Annotated in this window: 19 protein-coding genes and 2 pseudogenes; 16 read left to right on the forward strand and 5 right to left on the reverse strand. The window is 70.1% G+C overall.

All coding sequences use genetic code 11. From position 1 onward, the window contains the following. The 4 genes from IE312_RS39540 to IE312_RS10775 form a co-directional block, all read left to right on the forward strand. Positions 1–401 (forward strand): type 1 glutamine amidotransferase domain-containing protein (locus IE312_RS39540; protein ID WP_229899498.1); only part of this gene is annotated, 401 nt, incomplete at its 5' end. Positions 402–577: 176 nt separating this feature from the next. Beyond that, entirely contained in the window at positions 578–1447 is an 870-nt protein-coding gene (locus IE312_RS10765; protein WP_189980635.1) for a helix-turn-helix domain-containing protein, read from the forward strand. 162 nt (positions 1448–1609) lie between these two features. Further along, positions 1610–2869, forward strand: coding sequence for an MFS transporter (locus IE312_RS10770; RefSeq protein WP_229899500.1), 1260 nt, complete (start codon positions 1610–1612; stop codon positions 2867–2869). Between the two features lie 156 nt (positions 2870–3025). Continuing rightward, positions 3026–3955 carry a quinone oxidoreductase family protein gene (locus tag IE312_RS10775; RefSeq protein WP_189980637.1) on the forward strand — a complete coding sequence of 310 codons (930 nt, stop codon included), beginning with the start codon at positions 3026–3028 and terminating at the stop codon, positions 3953–3955. Between the two features lie 76 nt (positions 3956–4031). On the opposite strand, the gene IE312_RS10780 is transcribed toward IE312_RS10775, so the two are convergent. Continuing rightward, entirely contained in the window at positions 4032–4865 is an 834-nt protein-coding gene (locus IE312_RS10780) for a helix-turn-helix transcriptional regulator (protein WP_189980638.1), read from the reverse strand. Positions 4866–4948: 83 nt separating this feature from the next. Beyond that, the gene (locus IE312_RS10785) at positions 4949–5794 is read right to left on the reverse strand and encodes a helix-turn-helix domain-containing protein (protein WP_189980640.1); all 846 of its coding nucleotides are present in this window, start codon (positions 5792–5794) and stop codon (positions 4949–4951) included. 286 nt (positions 5795–6080) lie between these two features. Here IE312_RS10785 and IE312_RS10790 point away from each other — a divergent pair, with 286 nt between their 5' ends. The 6 genes from IE312_RS10790 to IE312_RS10815 all read left to right on the forward strand — a co-directional run bounded on the left by IE312_RS10790 (position 6081) and on the right by IE312_RS10815 (position 11145). Beyond that, positions 6081–6413, forward strand: a complete 333-nt coding sequence (locus IE312_RS10790) for a carboxymuconolactone decarboxylase family protein (RefSeq protein WP_189980642.1) — start codon at positions 6081–6083, stop codon at positions 6411–6413. 65 nt (positions 6414–6478) lie between these two features. After that, complete coding sequence (locus IE312_RS10795) at positions 6479–6886, forward strand: (R)-mandelonitrile lyase (protein ID WP_189980644.1); 408 nt, start codon at positions 6479–6481, stop codon at positions 6884–6886. Between the two features lie 35 nt (positions 6887–6921). Further along, the gene (locus IE312_RS10800) at positions 6922–7938 is read left to right on the forward strand and encodes a zinc-dependent alcohol dehydrogenase family protein (RefSeq protein ID WP_189980646.1); all 1017 of its coding nucleotides are present in this window, start codon (positions 6922–6924) and stop codon (positions 7936–7938) included. Between the two features lie 173 nt (positions 7939–8111). Further along, the gene (locus tag IE312_RS10805; protein ID WP_189980648.1) at positions 8112–8483 is read left to right on the forward strand and encodes a DUF2255 family protein; all 372 of its coding nucleotides are present in this window, start codon (positions 8112–8114) and stop codon (positions 8481–8483) included. A gap of 56 nt (positions 8484–8539) precedes the next feature. Continuing rightward, positions 8540–10135, forward strand: a complete 1596-nt coding sequence (locus IE312_RS10810; protein ID WP_229899502.1) for a Na+/H+ antiporter — start codon at positions 8540–8542, stop codon at positions 10133–10135. A 50-nt stretch (positions 10136–10185) separates the two neighbouring features. Then, entirely contained in the window at positions 10186–11145 is a 960-nt protein-coding gene (locus IE312_RS10815; protein ID WP_189980652.1) for an amidohydrolase family protein, read from the forward strand. A 32-nt stretch (positions 11146–11177) separates the two neighbouring features. Here the strand turns inward: IE312_RS10815 and IE312_RS10820 are convergent, their stop codons facing one another. Further along, positions 11178–12047, reverse strand: coding sequence for a helix-turn-helix domain-containing protein (locus IE312_RS10820; protein WP_189980654.1), 870 nt, complete (start codon positions 12045–12047; stop codon positions 11178–11180). A gap of 159 nt (positions 12048–12206) precedes the next feature. Then, the gene (locus tag IE312_RS10825) at positions 12207–13094 is read right to left on the reverse strand and encodes a helix-turn-helix transcriptional regulator (RefSeq protein ID WP_189980656.1); all 888 of its coding nucleotides are present in this window, start codon (positions 13092–13094) and stop codon (positions 12207–12209) included. A 326-nt stretch (positions 13095–13420) separates the two neighbouring features. On the opposite strand from IE312_RS10825, the gene IE312_RS10830 reads away from it, so the two are divergent. The 5 genes from IE312_RS10830 to IE312_RS10850 all read left to right on the forward strand — a co-directional run bounded on the left by IE312_RS10830 (position 13421) and on the right by IE312_RS10850 (position 19248). After that, on the forward strand, positions 13421–14410 hold the full coding sequence (locus tag IE312_RS10830; protein WP_189980844.1) for an aldo/keto reductase: 990 nt from the start codon (positions 13421–13423) through the stop codon (positions 14408–14410). Positions 14411–14711: 301 nt separating this feature from the next. Next, the gene (locus IE312_RS10835; protein WP_189980658.1) at positions 14712–15998 is read left to right on the forward strand and encodes a multidrug effflux MFS transporter; all 1287 of its coding nucleotides are present in this window, start codon (positions 14712–14714) and stop codon (positions 15996–15998) included. Positions 15999–16072: 74 nt separating this feature from the next. Continuing rightward, entirely contained in the window at positions 16073–17074 is a 1002-nt protein-coding gene (locus IE312_RS10840; RefSeq protein ID WP_189980660.1) for an aldo/keto reductase, read from the forward strand. Positions 17075–17241: 167 nt separating this feature from the next. Further along, entirely contained in the window at positions 17242–18198 is a 957-nt protein-coding gene (locus IE312_RS10845; RefSeq protein WP_189980662.1) for an NADP-dependent oxidoreductase, read from the forward strand. Positions 18199–18261: 63 nt separating this feature from the next. After that, entirely contained in the window at positions 18262–19248 is a 987-nt protein-coding gene (locus tag IE312_RS10850; protein ID WP_189980665.1) for an aldo/keto reductase, read from the forward strand. A 299-nt stretch (positions 19249–19547) separates the two neighbouring features. Here IE312_RS10850 and IE312_RS10855 read toward each other — a convergent pair. Continuing rightward, positions 19548–19961 (reverse strand): annotated as a pseudogene (locus tag IE312_RS10855) (transposase); the annotation flags it as partial. A gap of 103 nt (positions 19962–20064) precedes the next feature. On the opposite strand from IE312_RS10855, the pseudogene IE312_RS10860 reads away from it, so the two are divergent. Then, a pseudogene (locus tag IE312_RS10860) lies at positions 20065–20282 on the forward strand (RNase J family beta-CASP ribonuclease); the annotation flags it as partial.

The following is a 20282-nucleotide window of genomic DNA, read 5'->3' on the forward strand; positions in this document are numbered from 1 at the left end:
ACGCGGCCGTCTTCTACCCGGGCGGCTGGGGCCCGATGGAGGACCTGCCCGACGACGCCGCCTCTGGCAGGCTGCTCACCGACTGGCTCGCTTCGGGCAAGCCGGTGTCCCTGGTGTGTCACGGCCCCGCGGCGCTGCTCGCCACCATCGGCCCAGACGGGACCTCCCCGTTCGCCGGCTACCGACTGACCGGCCTGTCCAACGCCGAGGAGAAGCAGAACGGTCTCGCCGACCGCGCGAAGTGGCTGCTCCAGGACCGCCTCGTGGGCGACCTCAAGGCCGACTACCGCGAGACCGAACCGTTCACCCCGCACGTGGAGATCGACCGCACCCTGTTCACCGGCCAGAACCCGGGCTCGGCGGTTCCGCTGGCCCAGGAGGTGCTCAAGGCGCTGAGCTGATCCGCCAGCTGCGCGCCCTCTCGGCGGCCCAGGAGCAGAGCCCCCTGGGCCGCCGAGCGTCGTCTGGACCTGCGGCCATATGCTGATGGACGAGGCCACCCCCTTCCTGATCGGGCCCAACGTAGGACGAATCTCTCCCCCTCACAACGCCGGGTTTCCGTGCGAGGCTGGAGATCATGAACCGCAACCCGCATCTGAACGAGCTGGGCGAGTTCCTCAAGGCCCGCCGTGCCGAGCTCACCCCTTCCGACGTGGGCCTGCGCGGCGGACAGCGCCGACGGGTCAGCGGACTTCGCCGCGAGGAAGTCGCCCTTCTCGCCGCGATCAGCACCGAGTACTACGCCCGCATCGAACAGGGCCGCCTGCAGGCGTCGGCTCCCCTCCTGAACGAGATCGCGCAGGTGCTCCGGCTCAACGACGACCAGCGCACTTACCTCTTCGAGCTCGCGGCGAAGGAGAACGTACGGCCGGCCACGCCCGCCGACCGCCAGCGGGTGGACACCCAGCTGCGGCGCATGCTGGACGACCTCACCGCCACCCCGGCCTTCGTCATCGGCCGGCGCACCGACATCCTGGCCTGGAACCGGCTCGCCGCCGCCCTGTGGACCGACTTCGGTCGCTACCCGGAACAGGAGCGCGTGTTCGTACGGCTGCTGTTCACCGAGCCCTGGATGCGCGAGCTGTACGCGGACTGGGAGGAGGTCACCCGCCTGGCCATCGCCCAGCTGCGCATGGAGAGCGCCCGCTACCCCGGTGACCCGCGCCTGACCGCCCTCGTTGACGAACTGTCCGCACGTGACGAGCAGTTCCGGCAGTGGTGGGACGAGCACGACGTCGCCCTGCGCGGCAAGGGAACCAAGAAGCTCCGGCACCCGGTCGTCGGCGAGCTGACCCTCGACTGGGACACCCTCACCTGCGCCACGGACCCCGAGCAGAGCATCATCATCTGGACCGCCGCCCCCGGTTCCCCTTCCCACGACGCACTGCGTCTCCTGGCCTCCTGGGATGCCGACCGCAAGCGGACGGCCTTCGACACCAACGCCTGATCGGCGGCGTCCCGGCTCTTGAGGGGGAGCGTTCCTTCCCCTGGTCGGGGCGGCCCCAGCCGGCATTCCTCCCCTCCACAGGCCCGCAATAGCAAGGAAGCATCGCTGAGCGGTAAGACTTCGCGATGCCGCGCGCGTCGAACGCGCCAGGAGGAGAGACCCATGCCCGCACCGGACACTCCGGCGTCCTCGCCGGCCGCCCACACGTCCGATCACCCGGCTCCGCCCGCCGCACGCCGGACGCTGATGACCCGCGGACTGACCTTCCTGTTCGCGGTGGCCGGCGGCGCGGCCGTCGGGAACCTGTACTGGGCGCAGCCACTGCTGGACTTCATCGCCCGGGACCTGCACGCCTCCACCGCCGCGGCGGGGTGGCTCGTCACCGCCACCCAACTCGGTTACGCCGCGGGCATCCTGCTCGTCGTACCGCTCGGTGACGCATACGACCGGCGAAAGCTGATACCCGTCATGCTGCTCTGCTCAGCCGTGGCGCTGCTCGGTTGCGCGCTGGCGCCCTCGTTCGGGATCCTGCTGGTGGCCATCACCCTGCTGGGCGTGACAACCGTCTCCGGCCAGTTGCTCGCCCCGCTCGCCGGTGACCTGGCCGAGGACGACAATCGCGGCAGCGTGGTGGGGACCGTGGTGTCGGGCATCCTCACCGGCATCCTGGTGTCCCGGACCATCAGCGGGCTCATCGCCGGTGCGGCCGGCTGGCGCACCCTCTACGTCGTCGCGGCGGTCGCCGCCGCCGGGTTCGCCGCCCTGCTGCACCGGGCGATCCCCTCCCTCGAGCCCAAGACGCAGATGCCGTACCCGGCACTCATCGCCTCCGTCGGCAGGGTCGTACGACGGGAACGCACCGTGCGCTGGACGCTGGTCCTCGGGGCCACGGCCTTCGCCGCCTTCACCATGTTCTGGACGGCACTGACGTTCCTGCTCAGCGCCCCGCCGTTCGGCTACTCCGTGACGGAGATCGGCCTCTTCGGCCTAGCCGGTGTGGCCGGTGCCCTCGCGGCCCGGCGGGCCGGCCGGCTGCACGACCGCGGGCTGTCCCTGCCCGCGTCCGGGATCGCGTGGGCGCTGGTGCTCGCGGCGTTCGTCCTGGCGGCGTTCGCCGGGCACTCCGTACTGCTGGTCGTGGTCGTCATCGTCGTGCTGGACGTGGCCGTCCAGGGCGTCAACCTGCTGAACCAGTCGCGGATGTTCGCCGTGTCCGACGAAGCGCGCAGCAGGCTCAACACCGCGTTCGTCACCAGCAACTTCCTCGGCGGCGCGATCGGCTCGGCCGCCGCCTCGGTGCTGTGGTCGACGGGCGGCTGGACGGCCGTGACGGTCGCGGGCATGGTCCTCAGCGGCTTCGGCCTCGTCGTGTGGGCGCTCGGGCGCCGGGGCCCGCTCGTCGTCCCGCGACGCTCGCGATGACCGCACCGGGGACACAGTCGGCAGCCTTCATGGGGGGATGTCTCCCTCCCTCCCATCGAGGCATCCCAGCCAGGAAATCTCCCCGTTTCCGTACGCAGGGGAGGCGGAATCGTCGGTTTCCTCAATGACCGCATGCCGAGCAATGAGGTAATTCGCATGAAGGCTGTAGGTTTCACGGAATTCGGCGGGCCTGAAGTGCTCCGGGTCCTGGAGCTGCCCACAGCCCAGCCCGGTCCGGGCGAGGTGCGCATCCGGGTGCGCGCGGCGGCCGTCAACGCGGTCGACGCCCTCCAGCGCGGCGGGCCCGGTTCGCGGGACGCTGAGCCGCCGTTCGTTCCCGGCATGGACGCCGCAGGCGTCGTGGACGGGATAGGCCCGGATACGGACACGGATCTCCGCATCGGTGACCGGGTGATGGCCATCGTGGTGCCCAGCGGCGCGCACGGCGCCTACGCCGAGCAGGTCGTGGTGCCGACGGAGTCGGTGGTCCGCGCCCCCCAGGGCGCCTCCGACGCCCAGGCGGCGTCCCTGCCGATGAACGGCCTGACCGCACGCCTGGCGCTGGACACGCTCGGTCTGCGGCCTGGACAGACCGTCGCGATCACCGGCGCCGCGGGCGCCGTCGGTGGTTACGCCGTCCAGCTGGCCAAGGCGGACGGGCTGCGCGTGGTGGCCGATGCCTCGGAACAGGACGAGGAGCTGGTCAAGGAGCTGGGTGCGGACGTAGTACTCCGTCGCGGTGCCGAGTACCCCGGCCGGGTGCGCGCGGCGATCCCCGAGGGTGTGGACGGACTGCTCGACGGCGCGCTGCTCGGCGCCCTGACCGCGCGGGCCGTCCGCGACGGCGGCCGGGTGGTGACACTGCGCGGCTACGACGGCCCCGGCGAGCGGAACGTCGCCTTCGAGCCGATCGTCGTGTTCCGGTACGCCCAGGAGCGCGCCAAGCTGGACCGGCTGCGGCAGCAGGTCCAGGAGGGCCGCATCATGCTGCGGGTTGCCCGCACATTCCCTGGGGAACAGGCCGCCGAGGCGCACCGGTTGCTCGCGAAGGGCGGGGTACGCGGCAGGCTGGTCCTGACGTTCTGAGCCGGTCTTGTGCGGCGCAGCCGACTCCGCCGACCGGCGCGCCGTACTGATCGGCCTCACTGGGGAGGGGGCCCGCTTACATCCACGATGCGAGGAACCGCAGTCCGTCGTACGACTGGGTACCGGGCTCGGCGGTCCAGATGACCAGTTGCTGGGAAGGGTCGGCCGGCGAGGTCAGGGTGTCCCAGTCGAGCGTGAGGTCGCCGGCCACGGGGTGTCGCAGCCTCTTGCTGCCCACCCGCAGGCCGGCCGGTTGGCGGCCGGCCCACCACTGCCGGAAGTCGGTGTCCGCCACCGACAGCTCGCCGACGAGCGCGGACAGTTCCGGGTCGCCGGGGCAGGTGGCGGCCTCCACGCGGAGGTGCGCGACGCAACTCCGGGCGATTGTCTGCCAGTCGGGATACATCTCCCTGAACCGCGGGTCGGTGAAGAGCAGCCGCACGTAGTTGCGTTTCTTCGCCGGGACGCGGTCGAAGTCGGTGAGGAGAGCGGCGGCCAGAGGGTTCCAGGCCAGGATGTCCATGCGTCGGCCGAGGACAAGTGCGGGGGTCGTGTTCAGGTCGTCGAGGAGACATCTCAGCTGCGGGTGGACCTTCCGCACCGGTCGACGGCGTGGGGCGCACTCGTCCCGCACGGCAAGTTCGAACAGGCGGTCGCGTTCGTCGTCGTCGAGGTGCAGGACGCGGACGAGCGTGGCGAGCACCGAGCCGGACACGGTGGCACGCCCCTGCTCCAGACGGGTGTAGCAGTCGGTGCTGATGCCGGCGAGCAGGGCGACTTCCTCACGCCGCAGACCGGTCACCCGCCGGGGTGTTCCGGATGCGGGCAGGCCCACGGTGCGCGGGCTGATGCGTGCGCGGCACTCCTTCAGGAAATCCCCCAGTTCAGACGAAGGTGCTTTACTGTACATGGCAGCTAGTGTGGCAGGGGACAGCGGAAAAGAGAGGGGGAGAGTTTTCTCCCCGGATACCTGCAATGCATTCCGCTTTTCCGTCAGGCTGGGCCGGCGGTATGTGAGGCAAGGCGGTGCAGGCCGTCGTAGGACGCGCTGCCGGGTTCCGCCGTCCAGACGACGAGAGTCTGATCAGGGTCCGTGCCGCAGGTCAGCGTCTCCCGGTCGAGGACGAGGTCCCCGGCGACAGGGTGACGCAGCCGCCTCGTGCCCGTGCTGTGCGCCGGGAGGTGACGGTCGGCCCACCACTGCGCGAAGTCCCCGTCCAGCACGGAGAGTTCGCCGACCAGCCCGGACAGTCGGGGATCGTCCGGGTACCCGGCCGCCAGCATCCGCAGCCGGGCCACGGCGTCGCGGGCGACCGTCCGCCAGTCCGCGAACAGCGTCCGCATGCGCGGATCGGTGAAGAGGATGCGCACGCAGTTCCGCTTGTTCCGCGGAACCGTCGCGAAATCGGTGAACAGGCCGGCGGCCGGTCCATTCCACGCCAGGACGTCCGTACGGCGCCCGATCACCACGCCGGGAGTCGCCGTGAGGTCGTCGAGCAGGCGGCGCAACTGCGGCTGCACCTGCTGCACGGCATCGCGGCGGGGCCGTACCGTCTGCCGCCCGGCCAGTCGGAACAGATGGTCGCGCTCGTCGTCGTCCAGATGCAGGACCCGTGCCAGAGTCGCCAGGACCGGCGCGGACGGCTGGACGCGGCCCTGCTCCAGCCGCGTGTAGTAGTCGGTGCTGATCCCGGCGAGCAGGGCGACCTCGTCCCGCCGCAGGCCGGTCACACGCCGCCGGCCACCGCTGTCGGGCAGGCCGACGGTTCGCGGGCTCAGCACGCCCCGGCGGGCCTTGAGGGAGTGTCCCAGCTCGTTCAGGTGCGCGTCGCTGGTCATGCTGGCCAGTGTCGCACCGGGTGCCACGGGTGAAGGGGGGAAGGATTCTTCCCTGGATAAGCCTTGTCCAGGATGGAACTCTCCCCTTTGCGGGCGCAAGTGAAGGTGGCAGGGTCGTTGACGGAAGCGGTGCCGGGATCGCGTTCCGACTGCCGCCGGATTTTCCCGCAGCCCATTTCGGCGTGCGGCAGCAGGGCACCGCACCACAACCGCTGTCCGGCCGAAGTCCGGGCGGTTGTGAAGCCGCCGAGCACACGCATCGAACACATGCGAGGAGCACCACCCCATGACCGAGCGGAAGAAGTTCGCACCGCCGGCGATCCAGGAGTTCGCCCCGAAGCTCGCCGAGGTGACCGACGCGGTCCTGTTCGGCGACATCTGGGAACGGCCCGGTCTGTCGCCGCGCGACCGCAGTCTGGTCACCGTCACGGCTCTCGCCGCGCTGTACCGCACCGACCAGCTCGGCTTCCACATCGGCAAGGCGCTGGAGAACGGCGTGACCAAGGACGAGCTGGTGGAGGCCCTTACCCATCTGGCCTTCTACGCGGGATGGCCCAACGCCATGTCGGCGATGACCCAGCTGAAGGCGATCGTGGACAAGGCCGAACAGTCCGACTGAGCCACCCAGCACAGCGCAATGCGGCCGTCGCACGCCCGGCGGCAGCACTCCCAGGGAAAGACACCATGGAACTGCTGAAGCAGCCCCCGACCATGAAGCTCCCCGCCGAGTGGTTCACCGGCGACGCCTACGCCGACGTGATCCACCGCGGTGAGGAGCCCTCCCGGATGCGGGCCAACTTGGTCCGTTTCACTCCCGGCGCCCGCACCGCCTGGCACTCCCACGGCCTCGGCCAGACCCTCTACATCGTCGAGGGCATCGCCCTGGTGCAGTCCCGCGGCGGGGACATCATCGAGGCCCACCCCGGTGACGTCGTCCACACGCCTCCGGGCGAGGAGCACTGGCACGGCGCCGCCCCCGACCAGTTCATGACCCACCTCGCCCTGTGGGAGACGGACGACGCCACCTGGCTCGAACACGTCTCCGACGACGAGTACAACGGCCCGCGGCTCAGCACCCGTACGCGTCCCTGACCCCCGACAGACCGAAAAGGACCTGAGGCACCACCATGCGAGCAACCATCATCCACGCGCCGGGTGACATCCGAGTGGAGAACGCCCCCGAACCCACGATCACGGCCCCGACCGACGCGGTCATCCGCACCGTCGCCACCTGCGTGTGCGGCTCCGACCTGTGGGACTACCGGGGCATCAACCCGGTCACCGAGCCGCACCCCATCGGCCACGAGTACGTCGGCATCGTCGAGGAGGTCGGCAGCGACGTGTCGACCGTCAAGCCCGGCCAGTTCGTCATCGGCTCCTTCATCGCCTCCGACAACACCTGTCCCATCTGCCGCGCCGGCTACCACACCTCCTGCATGCACCGGGACTTCCCCAACGGCTGCCAGGCCGAGTACATACGCATCCCCCTCGCCGACGGCACCCTCGTCGCCACACCGGAGAAGCCGTCCGAGGAACTGATCCCGAGCCTGCTGACCCTGTCCGACGTCATGGGCACCGGCTGGTACGCGGCCAAGGCCGCCGAGGTCAAGCCCGGTTCGACGGCCGTGGTCGTCGGGGACGGCGCGGTGGGCCTGTCGGGTGTCATCGCCGCCAGGCAGCTGGGCGCCGAGCGGATCATCGCCATGAGCCGGCACGAGCCCCGGCAGAAGCTGGCCCTGGAGTTCGGGGCCACCGACATCGTCAGCGAGCGCGGCGAGGAAGGCGTGGCCCGGATCAAGGAGCTGACGGACGGCATAGGCGCCGACTCGGTCCTCGAATGCGTCGGCACCCAGCAGTCCATGCACCAGGCCCTGCTGTCCACCCGCCCGGGGGGCAACGTCGGCTTCGTCGGCCTCCCCCACGACGTGGCCGTCGACGGCCAGGAACTGTTCTTCTCCCACGTCGGCCTGCGCGGCGGTCCCGCCCCCGTGCGCGCCTTTCTTCCCGACCTGATCGAGCGTGTCTTCAGCGGCCGTATCAACCCGGGCCGGGTCTTCGACCTGACTCTGCCCCTGGACGAGGTGGCCGAGGGATACAAGGCCATGGACGAACGCCGCGCCATCAAGGCCCTGCTGCGTCCGTGACCCCGAGCCCGGCGATGGCGGGTGCGGAATCGGCCGCGCCCGCCATCGCCAGCACGATCGAGCGGTGCCCCACGTCGGCCGGCCGCCTCCTCCGCCACGGCTCATCCCTGCCCCGCACACCATCACCAGACGAGTCACGCTCCCGTAGAACCAGGCAGTTGGGAGAACCACCGATGACGACATGGACGAGCGACGAACTCCACCGCATCGGCACCGCCGACGAGTTGGAGATGGCGCCGCTCCGGCGCGACGGCACCCTGCGGGGGCCGGTGCCGATCTGGGTCGTCCGCGACGGTGACGACCTGTACGTCCGCTCCTACCGCGGCACCGACGGCGCCTGGTGGCGCACGGCGCGCCAGTCCCATGCGGGACACATCCGCTCCGGTGGTGTCGAGAGGGACGTGACCTTCACCGAGGTGACGGACGAGGAAACCAACGACCGTATCGACGCCGCCTACCGCACCAAGTACGGCCGCTACGGCGGCGCGTACGTCAACCCCATGGTCGCCAGCCGCTCCACGACGCTGCGACTCGAACCCCGATGAGCGGGACGGCACCGTGAGCCGGCCGTCGAACCGCCACCGCCCCGTGTGACACAGGAGTGAACGCCTTGCTCGGTCTCGAACTCGTCGTGCTCCTCGGCGCGGCCGTGCTGGTGGGCAACGTCCTGGGGCAGCGCCTCGGTGTCGCACCGCCGGTCGTGCTGCTCGTCGTGGGCGCCCTCCTCGGGCTCGTCCCGGCCGTCCGTCAGACGCAACTGCCACCGGAAGTGGTGCTGTTGCTGTTCCTTCCGGTGCTGCTGTACTGGGAGAGCCTGACCACGTCCAGCCGGGAGATCCGTTCGAACCTGCGCGGCATCGTCCTGCTCAGCACGGTCCTCGTCATCCTCACCGCATGGGCCGTGGCGGTCGCGGGCCACGCGCTCGGGCTCCCCTGGGGACCGGCGTGGGTACTGGGCGCGGCCGTGGCACCCACCGACGCCACCGCGGTCGGCGCCCTGGCCGGCGCTCTGCCGCGTCGCCAGGTCACGGTGCTGCGCGCGGAGAGCCTGGTCAACGACGGCACTGCGCTGGTCATCTACGGCCTTGCCGTCGGTCTCACCGTCGGCGAGGAACACTTCACCCTCCCCCACGTCGGCGCCCTGTTCCTGCTGGCCTACGCCGGCGGGGCCGCGGTCGGCGTGGCGGTCGCCTGGGTCAACATGAACCTGCGGCGCCGCCTGGAGGACCCGCTGCTGGGCAACCTCGTCATGATCCTTGCGCCGTTCACGGCGTATATGCTCGCCGAGCTGATCCACGCCTCCGGTGTCCTCGCGGTGGTCGTCAGCGGGCTGATCATGGCCCAGGTGGCCCCCACCCTCATCAGGGCCGACCACCGTCGCCAGGCGCTGGCGTTCTGGCCGCTGGCGACGTTCATCATCAACGGGGCGCTGTTCGTGCTGGTCGGGGTGGAACTGCAGTACGCGCTGCGCCAGATGAGCCGCCTGGACCTCCGGGACGCCCTGATCGCGGTCGGTGTGGTCAGCGTGGTCCTGGTCGCCGTACGGTTCGCGTTCCTGTTCGCCTCCGCCTACCTGATCCGCGCGATCGACCGGCGCCCTCAGCAGCGGCTGCGCAGGATCAGCAACCGGGCGCGCACCGTCAGCGCCTTCGCCGGTTTCAGGGGCGCGGTGTCGCTCGCCGTGGCGTTGTCGGTGCCGGAGACCCTGGAGTCGGGCGCGCCGTTCCCGGGTCGCCCGTTCATCGTCTTCGTCACCTCCGGCGTCATCGTGGTGACGCTCGTGGTGCAGGGGCTGCTGCTGCCGGCTGTGGTGCGCTGGGCCCGGTTGCCGCGCGACACGTCTGTCGAGGAGGAAGAGATCCTCGCCGAGAGGACGGCGACCGAGGAGGCCGTCAAGGCGCTGCCGGAACTCGCCGCCGGCCTGGGCACCACCCCGAAGGTCGCGGAGTGGCTGCGCCAGGAGTACGAGGCTCACCTGGCGGCCGTACGCGCCAGGGGGGCGGGCTCGGACGGCGATCCCGCCCTGCTGCACAACCGCCACTACACCGAGCTGCGCCTGGCCCTCATCGCCCACAAACGCGCGACCGTCGTGCGGCTGCGCGACGAGCAGCGGATCGACGACACCGTGCTGCGCCGCCTCCAGACCGCCCTCGACCACGAAGAGGTACGGCTGTCCGGCCGCGAGCAGGTGGACTGAGCCCGCGCCAACCGCCTCGGTATGTGACCTACGAGAGAGGATTCCCCGCCATGTCCTCCGGCATGATCGACGTCCACGCCCATCTCCTTCCCGGCTTCTACGTGGAGCAGGCCACAGCGGCGGGCCACGTCCACCCCGACGGGATGGGCAGCTGGCCCGCGTGGTCCGTGGAGGCGCACCTGGAGCTGATGGACCGCAACGGCATCGCGACGGCGATGCTGTCCATGTCATCGCCCGGGGTCCACTTCGGTGACGACATGGCGGCCCGCCTCCTCGCCCGGCAGGTGAACGAGTACGCCGCCGAGCTGACCCGGGACCACCCGGGCCGCTTCGGGGTCTTCGCCTCGCTGCCCCTGCCGGACGTGGACGGCGCGCTGGAGGAGATCCGGTTCGCCTTCGACGAGCTCGCCGCCGACGGCGTCGCCCTCCTGACCCACACGCAGGGCGTGTACCTGGGTGACCGACGACTGGAACCGGTCTTCGACGAGCTCGACCGCCGCCAGGCCGTGGTCTTCCTGCACCCCACCTCACCCGTGTGCTGGGAGCAGTCCGCGCTGGGCAGACCGCGCCCGATGATCGAGTACATCTTCGACACCGCCCGCACCGTCACCGATCTGCTCATGGCGGGCGTCCTGACACGCCACCCGAACCTGCGCGTGATCGTTCCCCACTGCGGCGGCGCGCTCCCCGTCCTCGCCGACCGCATCGGCGAGTTCATGCGGCTCTTCCTGCCGACCCAGAAACCACCGGTTCCCGACGGGGTGCAGCAGCTCCGCGGCCTGTACTACGACATCGCGGGCACCGCCTTCCCCCGCCAGGTCCTGGCACTGTTGCAGCTCGTGGATCCCGACCGCGTACTGTTCGGCAGCGACTACTGCTGGACCCCTCCCCCGCTGGCCGACGCCCACATCGCCGCGATCGACGCGGCCGAGTCACCGGTGCAGGGGACCACGTGGCGCTCCCTGACGACGGCGAACGCCGAGCGCCTGTTCCCAGGGAGGGTGCGGTGACCACCGACAGCACCGGTCCCGGCTCGGCCACCTCACGCGACGCCGTCCATCCCCTCACGCGACGCCTCGATCTTCGCGGCCAGCTCCCGCAACGCCGCGTGGGTCGGACTGCCGGGCGCGGCCGTCCAGACGACGAGCTGCTGCTCGGTATCCTCGGCGCAGGTGAAGGTGGACCGCTCCAGGGTCAGGTCGCCCACCACGGGATGCCGCAGCAGTCTGGTCCCGCCGGCCCGGACGGCGACATCGTGCGAGGTCCACCAGAGCCGGAACTGCGCATCCCGCGCGGAGAGTTCCTCGACCAGCGCCGTCAGCCGGGGGTCGTGCGGATTGCGCCTGCTGTCCATGCGCAGGTGGGCCAGGGCCAGGCGGGCCATGTCCTCCCAGTCCCGGTACAGCTCGCGGATCGCGGGCTCGGTGAACACCAGCCGCACGTAGTTGCGCTCCTCCTCGGGGATACGGCCGAAGTCCATCACCAAAGCGGCGGCCATGGCGTTCCAGGCCAGCAGGTCCGTGTTGCAGCCGATGACGAACCCCGCCGTGAGAACGAGGTCGTCCAGCAGGTACTGCAACTGGGGCTGCACCCGCTGCCGCGCTCCGCCGCCGGCCGGGGGCAAGGCGGCCTTCCCCGCGAGAGTCAGCAGGTACGCCTGCTGGTCACCGTCGAGCCGGAGAACCTTCCCAAGGGCGCCAAGGACGGCTTCGGACGCCTGCAGGCGCCCCTGTTCCAGCCGGGTGTAGTAGTCGGTGCTGATCGCGGCCAGCCGAGCGACCTCCTCCCGGCGCAGCCCGGGGACGCGCCGCGGCTCGCGGCTGTCGGGCAGACCCACGTCGCCGGGGCTGAGCTGTGCACGGCGTGCCTTGAGGAAGGCTCCCAGTTCGTTCAGGTTCGGGTCGCGCTGCACACGCACAGCTTGGCACGGGGCCACGCCCCCGCGCACCGACTGGGTGCGCGGGCCTGCACGCGTCGCCCGCAGAGACAGGGCCGACGGTGTGCTCGCGCAGACGGCGGGGCCGTGGACCCCGCGCGATCGGCGGCGAGGCACCGCTGCCAAGGACACGGCTCAGCGGTTGCCCGCGCGATCCGGGTCTGCGGTTGCGGCGTCTGTGGTGGCGGCCCAGGCGGCCAGCAGTTGCAGTGCATCGTAGGCCGGGGTGTGCGGGGCGGCACTGTACGCGGTCAGGGTCAGGCCGGGCTGTGCGGGCAGTTCCATGGCGTCGAAGTCGAGGGTGATCTCGCCGACGACCGGGTGCCGGAAGCTTTTGCGGCCGGTGTGGTGCAGGCGCACGTTGTGCTTGGCCCACGCGGTGCGGAACTCCCCGCTGCGGGTGACGAGCTCGCCGATCAGCCCGGTCAGGCCGCTGTCGCCGGGAGCCCGGCCGGCTTCGGTGCGCAGCAGGGAGACGGTCGTGTGCACGGACTGCTCCCAGTCGGGGAAGAAGTCCCGGCCGTGCGGGTCCAGGAACTGGAAGCGGGCGACGTTGACCGGGCGCGGTGCGTCGTCGGTGTACAGCGGCGCGTACAGGGCGCGGCCGAGGCGGTTGACCGCGAGCATGTCGAGGCGGCCGTTGCGGATGAAGGCCGGCGAGTCGGTCATGGAGTCCAGGACGCGCAGCACGCTGTCCGGGAGCGGGCCGCGGGTGCGCTTGGGGCGTCGGGCGGGACGGCGGGCGACGGCGCGGGCCAGGTCGTGCAGGTGGGCGCGTTCGGCCTCGTCGAGCTGGAGGGCGTTCGCGATCGCGTCGAGGACTTCCTCGGAGGCTCCGGCGAGGTGGCCGCGCTCCAGGCGGACGTAGTAGTCGACGCTGACGCCGGCGAGCATCGCGACTTCCTCACGGCGCAGCCCGGGCACGCGCCGGTTGCCGCCGTAGGCGGGCAGCCCGGCCTGCTGCGGAGTGATCTTGGCGCGGCGGGAGGCCAGGAACTCACGGATGTCGCTCTCGGTACTCACGCCCTCCAGGCTAGGCGGCCGGGCCCGGACCAGGGGGGTCCTGTCAGTACCTGGCACAGCCGTACCTTCCACCCGCACGTGACCTGCGGTTCCCTCGATAGAGCCCGCCGTTGCCATTCCTGGCGACACCGCAGAGGCGAGTTCGGGCCGCCTGGGCGGGCGCCCTTGCCACAGAACGGGGATGCCCGGTTCCACCACTGTCCGTGAGCGCAGGAGTCGTCCACTCGAAACACGTCAGCCCCGCCTACGAAGCCAGCGCGCTCTGCGCTCTGAGCCGATACCCAGATCACAGCCCATACCGGATCGGAAGGGACCACCCCATGACGATGACCTACAACCACCTCGGCCGGACCGGCCTGAAGGTCGGCAAGATCGGCCTGGGGACTATGAACTTCGGCTGGGTCACCGACGAGCCCACGAGCTTCGCCATCCTCGACCGGGCCGTAGAGGAAGGCATCAACTTCATCGACACCGCCGACGTCTACGGCGGACCGCAGTCACCCGACATGACGCAGGGCTACGGTGCCTCCGAAGAGATCATCGGCCGCTGGCTGGCCCAGGGCGGCGGCCGACGTGACCGGATCGTGCTGGCCACCAAGCTCTACCAGCCCATGGGCACCGGCCCGAACGACAAGTACCTGTCGGCCTACAAGATCCGCAGGGCCGCCGAGGCCAGCCTCCGACGGTTGCAGACCGACCACATCGACCTGTACCAGATGCACCACGTCGACCGCTCAACTCCGTGGGACGAGATCTGGCAGGCCATGGAGCAGCTCGTCCGCGAGGGCAAGGTCACCTACGTCGGCAGCAGCAACTTCGCCGGCTGGCACATCGCCACCGCCCAGCAGGAGGCGAACAAGCGGCACTTCCTGGGCCTCGTGTCCGAGCAGAGCCTGTACAACCTGGGCGCCCGAACCGTCGAACTCGAACTGATCCCCGCCCTGCGCCACTACGGTCTCGGCTTGATCCCGTGGAGCCCGCTGGGCGGCGGCCTGCTCGGGGGCGCCCTGGAGAAGGCTGACAGCGGCCGTCGCTCGTCGCCCGACTTCCTGGCCACCGTCGACCGGCACCGGCCGCAGCTCGAGAAGTACGAAGCACTGTGTGCGGACCTCGGCGAGCGTCCCGCGGACGTCGCCCTGGCGTGGCTGCTGCACAACCCGGCCGTCGCCACCACCATTGTCGGACCGCGCACTCCCGAGCAACTGACCGAATCGCTGCGAGCCCCGCACCTGACCCTGTCGCCCGAGACGCTTCGCGCGCTCGACGAGATCTGGCCCGGCCCAGGTGGCGAAGCTCCCGAGGCGTACGCCTGGTAGTCCGGCGAGCGCGGTGTCAGGGGGACGGCCACCGACCGGGTACCGCGTCGCTGAGAACGACGCCGGACGCACCGAACCGCCCTACGAACTGCACCCCCGTCGCCACGGCCACCAGCAAGGAGGACACGATGCACCACTGCACACTGGGGCGCGACCTGCGAGTCCCTGTCATCGGCCTCGGCGCCGTGGACATGCCTCGCGGCAGCCACACCGAGGTCTCCCCCGCACTCCGTAGCTTCGACGCCACACGCGATGCCCCTGGCCTGCTCGAACCCCGCGACGTCACCGTGGAGGCCATTGCATGAACGACCAGGCCATACTTCCCCTCGGCCGCCGCTCGGCCACAGGCCCCCCGCGAGGCGTCGGCCCGGCACTGTCCACGCTGCTGTTGCTGCTGACCGTGTTCGGCCCCATCTCGATGGACCTCTACCTGCCGGTCCTGCCCTCGCTGACGAGCGATCTCGGCGCGGCCACCTCGGCGGCGCAGTTCACCCTGACCGCCTGCCTGATCGGGCTCGCCGCGGGGCAGATCGTCGCCGGGCCGCTGTCGGACCGGTTCGGACGCCGCCCACCGCTGCTCATAGGGATCACCGCCTACATCGCCGCCTCCGTGCTGTGCGCGATCAGCCCGAGCCTCGTGACCCTGGTGATCGCCCGGCTCATACAGGGGCTGGCGGGCGCGGTCGGGATCGTCATCGCGCAGGCAGCCGGCCGGGACGTCTATGAAGGCGGTGCCCTGATCCGTTACTACGGGCGTCTGACCGTGCTCGGCGGTCTCGCCGCGATCGTCGGCCCCGTCCTGGGAGGGCAACTCGCCCGCGTCACCGACTGGCGCGGCACCTTCCTCTTTCTCGCCGTGATCGGTGTGTTGCTGCTGGTCGCCACCCTGGTCGTCTTCGGAGAGACGCTCCCCGGGGATCAGCGCACCCGTGGCGGCATGAAGCAGACCGGCCGCGACTTCCGCCGCCTGTTCTCCGACCGCCTCTTCGTCGGATCGGTGCTCATCGCCGGCCTGACCTACGCCGCCCTGTTCGCCTACCTCTCCGGGGCGACCTACATCCTCCAAGGCACCTACGGACTTTCCCCGCAGGCATACTCGGTCGCCTTCGGTGCGAACTCAGCCGGTTTCATGGTCTTCGGCTACCTCGGCGGTCGCACCGCCGAGCGGTGGTCCGAACGCGGCGCACTGGTCATCGGAATCGCCTTGACCGCCACCGGCTCCCTCGGGCTCCTCGCGACCGGACTGTGGAACCTGCCCCTGCCCGTGGTGGTCGCCTCCCTGTTCGTTCTCGCTGCCGGCGTCGCGTTCACCGCGCCCCCGACCACGTCGCTCGCCCTGGCCGACTACCCGGAACTCGCCGGCACCGCTTCCTCGGCACTTGGCTGCGCCCGCTTCGGACTCGGAGGAGTCGCCGCACCGCTCGTCGGCCTCGGTGGCGCCCGAGCCGTCCTCCCGCTGGGCATCGTCACCGTAGCGTCGATCGCCCTCGCCGTCGTCGCCTGTGCGGTGCTCGTCAAGCAGTCGCGGCAGGGCGACCTGGCCCGCGGCCGCCCTGAGCACGGACGAACGCCAGACCGTGACCGATAACGATCTGGCCGGCGACGGAAAAACGGGAGATTCGCAAAACTCCCCACAACTCATCGATCGGGGTATTCACCGCTATGCAATACACACGACTTGGGACCTCAGGACTCGTTGTCAGCCGTATCGCGCTGGGCTGCATGACGTTCGGGGACACCGCGAGCGGTTTCAGCAAATGGGCACTCAACGAAGAGGAATCCGAGCCCATTTTCCGGCAGGCCGTCGACCTGGGTATCACCTTCTGGGACACCGCCAACGCCTACAGCTTCGGCAGCTCGGAAGAAATCGTCGGGCGCGCCGTCAAGAAATACGCGCGCCGCGAGGACATCGTGCTCGCCACCAAGGTCTTCTACCCGATGCACTCCGGTCCGGGCGGCTCCGGAACGTCCCGCAAGGCGATCATGGAGCAGATCGATGCATCTCTGACCCGGCTCGGCACCGACTACGTGGATCTCTACCAGATCCACCGCCTCGACTACGAGACGCCCGCCGAGGAGACGGTGGAGGCCCTCCATGACGTCGTCAAGGCGGGCAAGGTCCGCTACATCGGCGCATCATCGATGCTGGCCTGGGAGTTCGCCAAGCTGCAGTACACCGCCGACCTGCACGGGTGGACGCGGTTCGTGTCCATGCAGGACCAGTACAACCTCCTCATGCGCGAAGAAGAACGCGAGATGTTCGGCCTGCTCGCGGATCAGGGCGTCGGGAGCATCCCCTGGAGCCCGCTCGCGCGCGGCCGGCTCACCCGGCCCTGGGGTTCTGAGACCCGACGATCCGAAACCGACCCCGCGTACGGGCGCCTCTTCGTCGAAGAAGAGTCGAACAGGAAGATCGTCGAGGCAGTGCAGTCCGTAGCCCGGGCACGCGGAGTCTCCATGGCCACCATCGCACTTGCCTGGGTCCTGGCGAATCCCGTCGTCAGCGCGCCGATCATCGGGGCATCCAAGCCACATCACCTGGCGGACGCCGCCGCGGCCCTCGACATCACCCTGACGGACGAAGAGATCAGCACGCTCCAAGAGCACTACACGCCTCGTCTCGCCACCGGCATGAGCGCCGCAGACCGCCCGCCGCTGCGCTGAGAGAAGCGTCGGTGGACATAGAGGGGAAGAATTCCATCCTGGGAAAAATCCTTCCCCCCTTTTGCTCTTCGAATGCAGGGTACGGTCGATTACGGCGGGAGCGACCACATGAAATGCACCTCTCTGCCGCCATCGCGACGAATAAAGGAACGTGAGGAAACACCCGCATGAAAGTCATCGGACTGAGCGAGTACGGCGGCCCCGAAGTGCTGCGGCCGTTCGAACTCCCCGACCCGCACGCCGAAGCACAGGAGGTGTTGGTGCGGGTCCACGCCGCCGGTGTGAACCCCGTCGACGCGATGCTCCGCTCCGGGCAGCTGCGGCAGATGTACCAGGGGCTCACTCCCCCGTTCGTCCCCGGGATGGAGGTCGCCGGCACGATCGAGGAAGTCGGCAGCGAGGTGGATCCCCGCTGGGGCCTGGTGGCCGGTACCCACGTCGTCGGTTTCGTGGACAACCTGGGCAGCCACGGCGGCTACAGCGAGTATCTCGCGCTTCCCGCACGGTCCGTGGTCCCCGCGCCCAAAGGCGCCTCCGCCGCCGCGGCGGCCGGCTTCCTGAACAACGCGCTCACCGCCCGGAACGTCCTCGACGCCTTCCGGCTGCCCCCGGGAGCCACCCTCCTGGTCACCGGCGCGGCCGGATCCGTCGGCGGCTACCTGGTCGAACTCGGTGCCGCAGAGGGCCTGCACGTCGTGACCGTAGCGGCCGAGGACGACGCGGACCTGCTCCGCTCACTCGGTGCGCAGACACTCGTGCCCCGCGGCCCCGACATCGCCGAGCGCTTGCTGGAGGAACTCGGCGGCCCGGTGGACGCGGTGGCGGACGCGGCCCTGCTGCACGAGCGGATAGCTCCCGCCGTCCGGGACGGCGGCCAGATAGGCGTCCTGCGTTTCTGGGACGGCGACCCCGGGCGCGGCATCACGGTCAAGCACCTCAACGTCCGGGAACGGGACGGGGACCGCGACGCGATCGTACGGCTCCGCGACCAGGCCGAGGACGGCACGATCACCCTGCGTCCCGCGCTGCCCTTCGACGCGGACGACGCTGCCGCCGCACACATACGGCTCGAACAGGGCGGCCTGCGGGAACGCATCGTCCTGACCTTCGACCACAACCGATGACCATCCCACTCGGCCGGTCAACCACTCGGCTGACCGAGCGGGTGCCCGGCAAGGAGGAGAACGATGCACACACGAACACTGGCACGGGACCTGCGCGTCTCCGCGATCGGGCTCGGCGCCATGGGCATGTCCCAGAGCTACGGCCCGAACCCCGGTGACCGCAAGGACATGATCGCCGTACTCCGCGGCGCCGTCGAACGCGGCGTCACCTTTTTCGACACCGCGGAGGTGTACGGCCCGTACGTCAACGAGGAACTCGTCGGAGAGGCCCTCGCACCGCTGCGCGACCAGGTGGTGATCGCCACCAAGTTCGGCTTCCGCATCGAGAACGGCGCCCCATCCGGGCTCAACAGCCGCCCTGAGCAGATCCGCGCCGTGGCCGACGCCTCCCTCAGGCGCCTCGGAGTGGACACGATCGACCTGTTCTACCAGCACCGCGTCGACCCGGACGTACCGATCGAGGACGTCGCCGGAACGGTGGGCGACCTGGTCCAGGAGGGCAAGGTGCGCTACTTCGGGCTCTCGGAGGCCAGCGCGCAGACCATCCGCCGCGCCCACGCGGTGCACCCGGTGACGGCGGTGCAGAGCGAGTACTCGCTGTGGACCCGGGACCCCGAGCCGGAGGTGCTGCCCACCTGTGTGGCCCTCGGTATCGGCTTCGTGCCGTTCAGCCCGCTCGGCAAGGGATTCCTGACCGGGACCGTCGACGCGTCCACCTCGTTCACGGACGGCGACGTCCGCACCACCATCCCCCGGTTCACCGCCGAGAACCGCGCGGCGAACCAGGCTCTCGTGGACCACGTCGTGACGCTCGCCCAGGCCAAGGGCGCCACACCCGGCCAGGTCGCCCTCGCCTGGCTCCTCGCCCAGCACCCGTCGATCGTCCCGATTCCCGGCACACGACGCCTCTCCCGCGTCGAGGAGAACACCGGCGCCACTCAACTCCCCCTCTCCGCCGACGAACTGGCCGACCTGAACGAACTCGCCGGCCGGATCGGCGTACAGGGCGACCGCTACAACGAGCACCACATGTCCCTGGTCGACAAGTAACGAAGACACGTCAGGCTTGCGGGCGGGCGGCACCGAGCCGGTGGCGCCCGCCCTCATGGCAGGCTGGTATACCTCGCAGATTCTTTGCGTAAGCGAAGGCTATGCCTGTCGATCGCGAAGGACCTCCGCCGGCATCACTGCGGACGTGTGTCATCACAGCGCCGTCGCATGGGCTGCTCAGTTGAGGAAAACCCAAGGGGTACGGTGCCGCCGCCGGAGCCGCAGCACACCCGCTCGGAATCCCCCGCCAGCCCCCTCCGCGGGGGCTTTGTCGTCGAACGCCTCTCTCACCGACGCCCCTATAACGCGGGGATGCTTGAAACCGGTCTGACCAGGTTGAAGACCTCGCGGGCGGCATACCGCTTGAGGCATCGGATGATCTCTCGTCGAGTCTTGCCCTCCTGGGTGCGGCGTTCGTAGTACGCCTGGGTGCGGGGATCGTGACGCAGTCGGGTGAAGACGATGCGGTGCAGGGCGGCGTTGGCCTGGCGGTCGCCGCCGTAGTTGAGCCGACGCGTGCGCCGTCGGCCCGACGGATACTCGACGGGGCTGACTCTGCAAAGGCCAGCAAATGATGCCTCAGTGTTCAGCCGCTCGGGGTTGTCTCCCATGGTGATCAGGAGAGTGACGGCGCTGTCCGGGCCGATGCCCACCGGTACTAGTAGCTGTGGGGCGTTGCGTTCGACGAGCCGGGTCAGGCGTTGGTTCAGCTCGATGCCTGGTCGGGCACGCCCCTGTCGAGACGGACCCCTCGGCATCAGCAGCGGACCATCACCGGCCAGCGGTCGGCGAGCGGCAGTACGTCGTCGGCGGCGGTTCGTCACGGTGGTGGCGATCGTCGACGCGGACACCGGTGCCCTCGCCGAGGCCCCCGACTTCCTGGCCCGCGGTTTCGTCCATGACGACGCCACCTTCGAGCCGGTCGTCCCCGTCATCGAGAAGACCCTCGCCACCGCAGCCGAGGAAGGCGTCGGGGACGCGCGCCAACTCGAACAGCTCATCGCCCGCGCCGTGGCGAACTGGGCGTTCCGCAC

This window comes from Streptomyces capoamus (assembly GCF_014654935.1).
Taxonomy (GTDB): Bacteria; Actinomycetota; Actinomycetes; order Streptomycetales; family Streptomycetaceae; genus Streptomyces; species Streptomyces capoamus.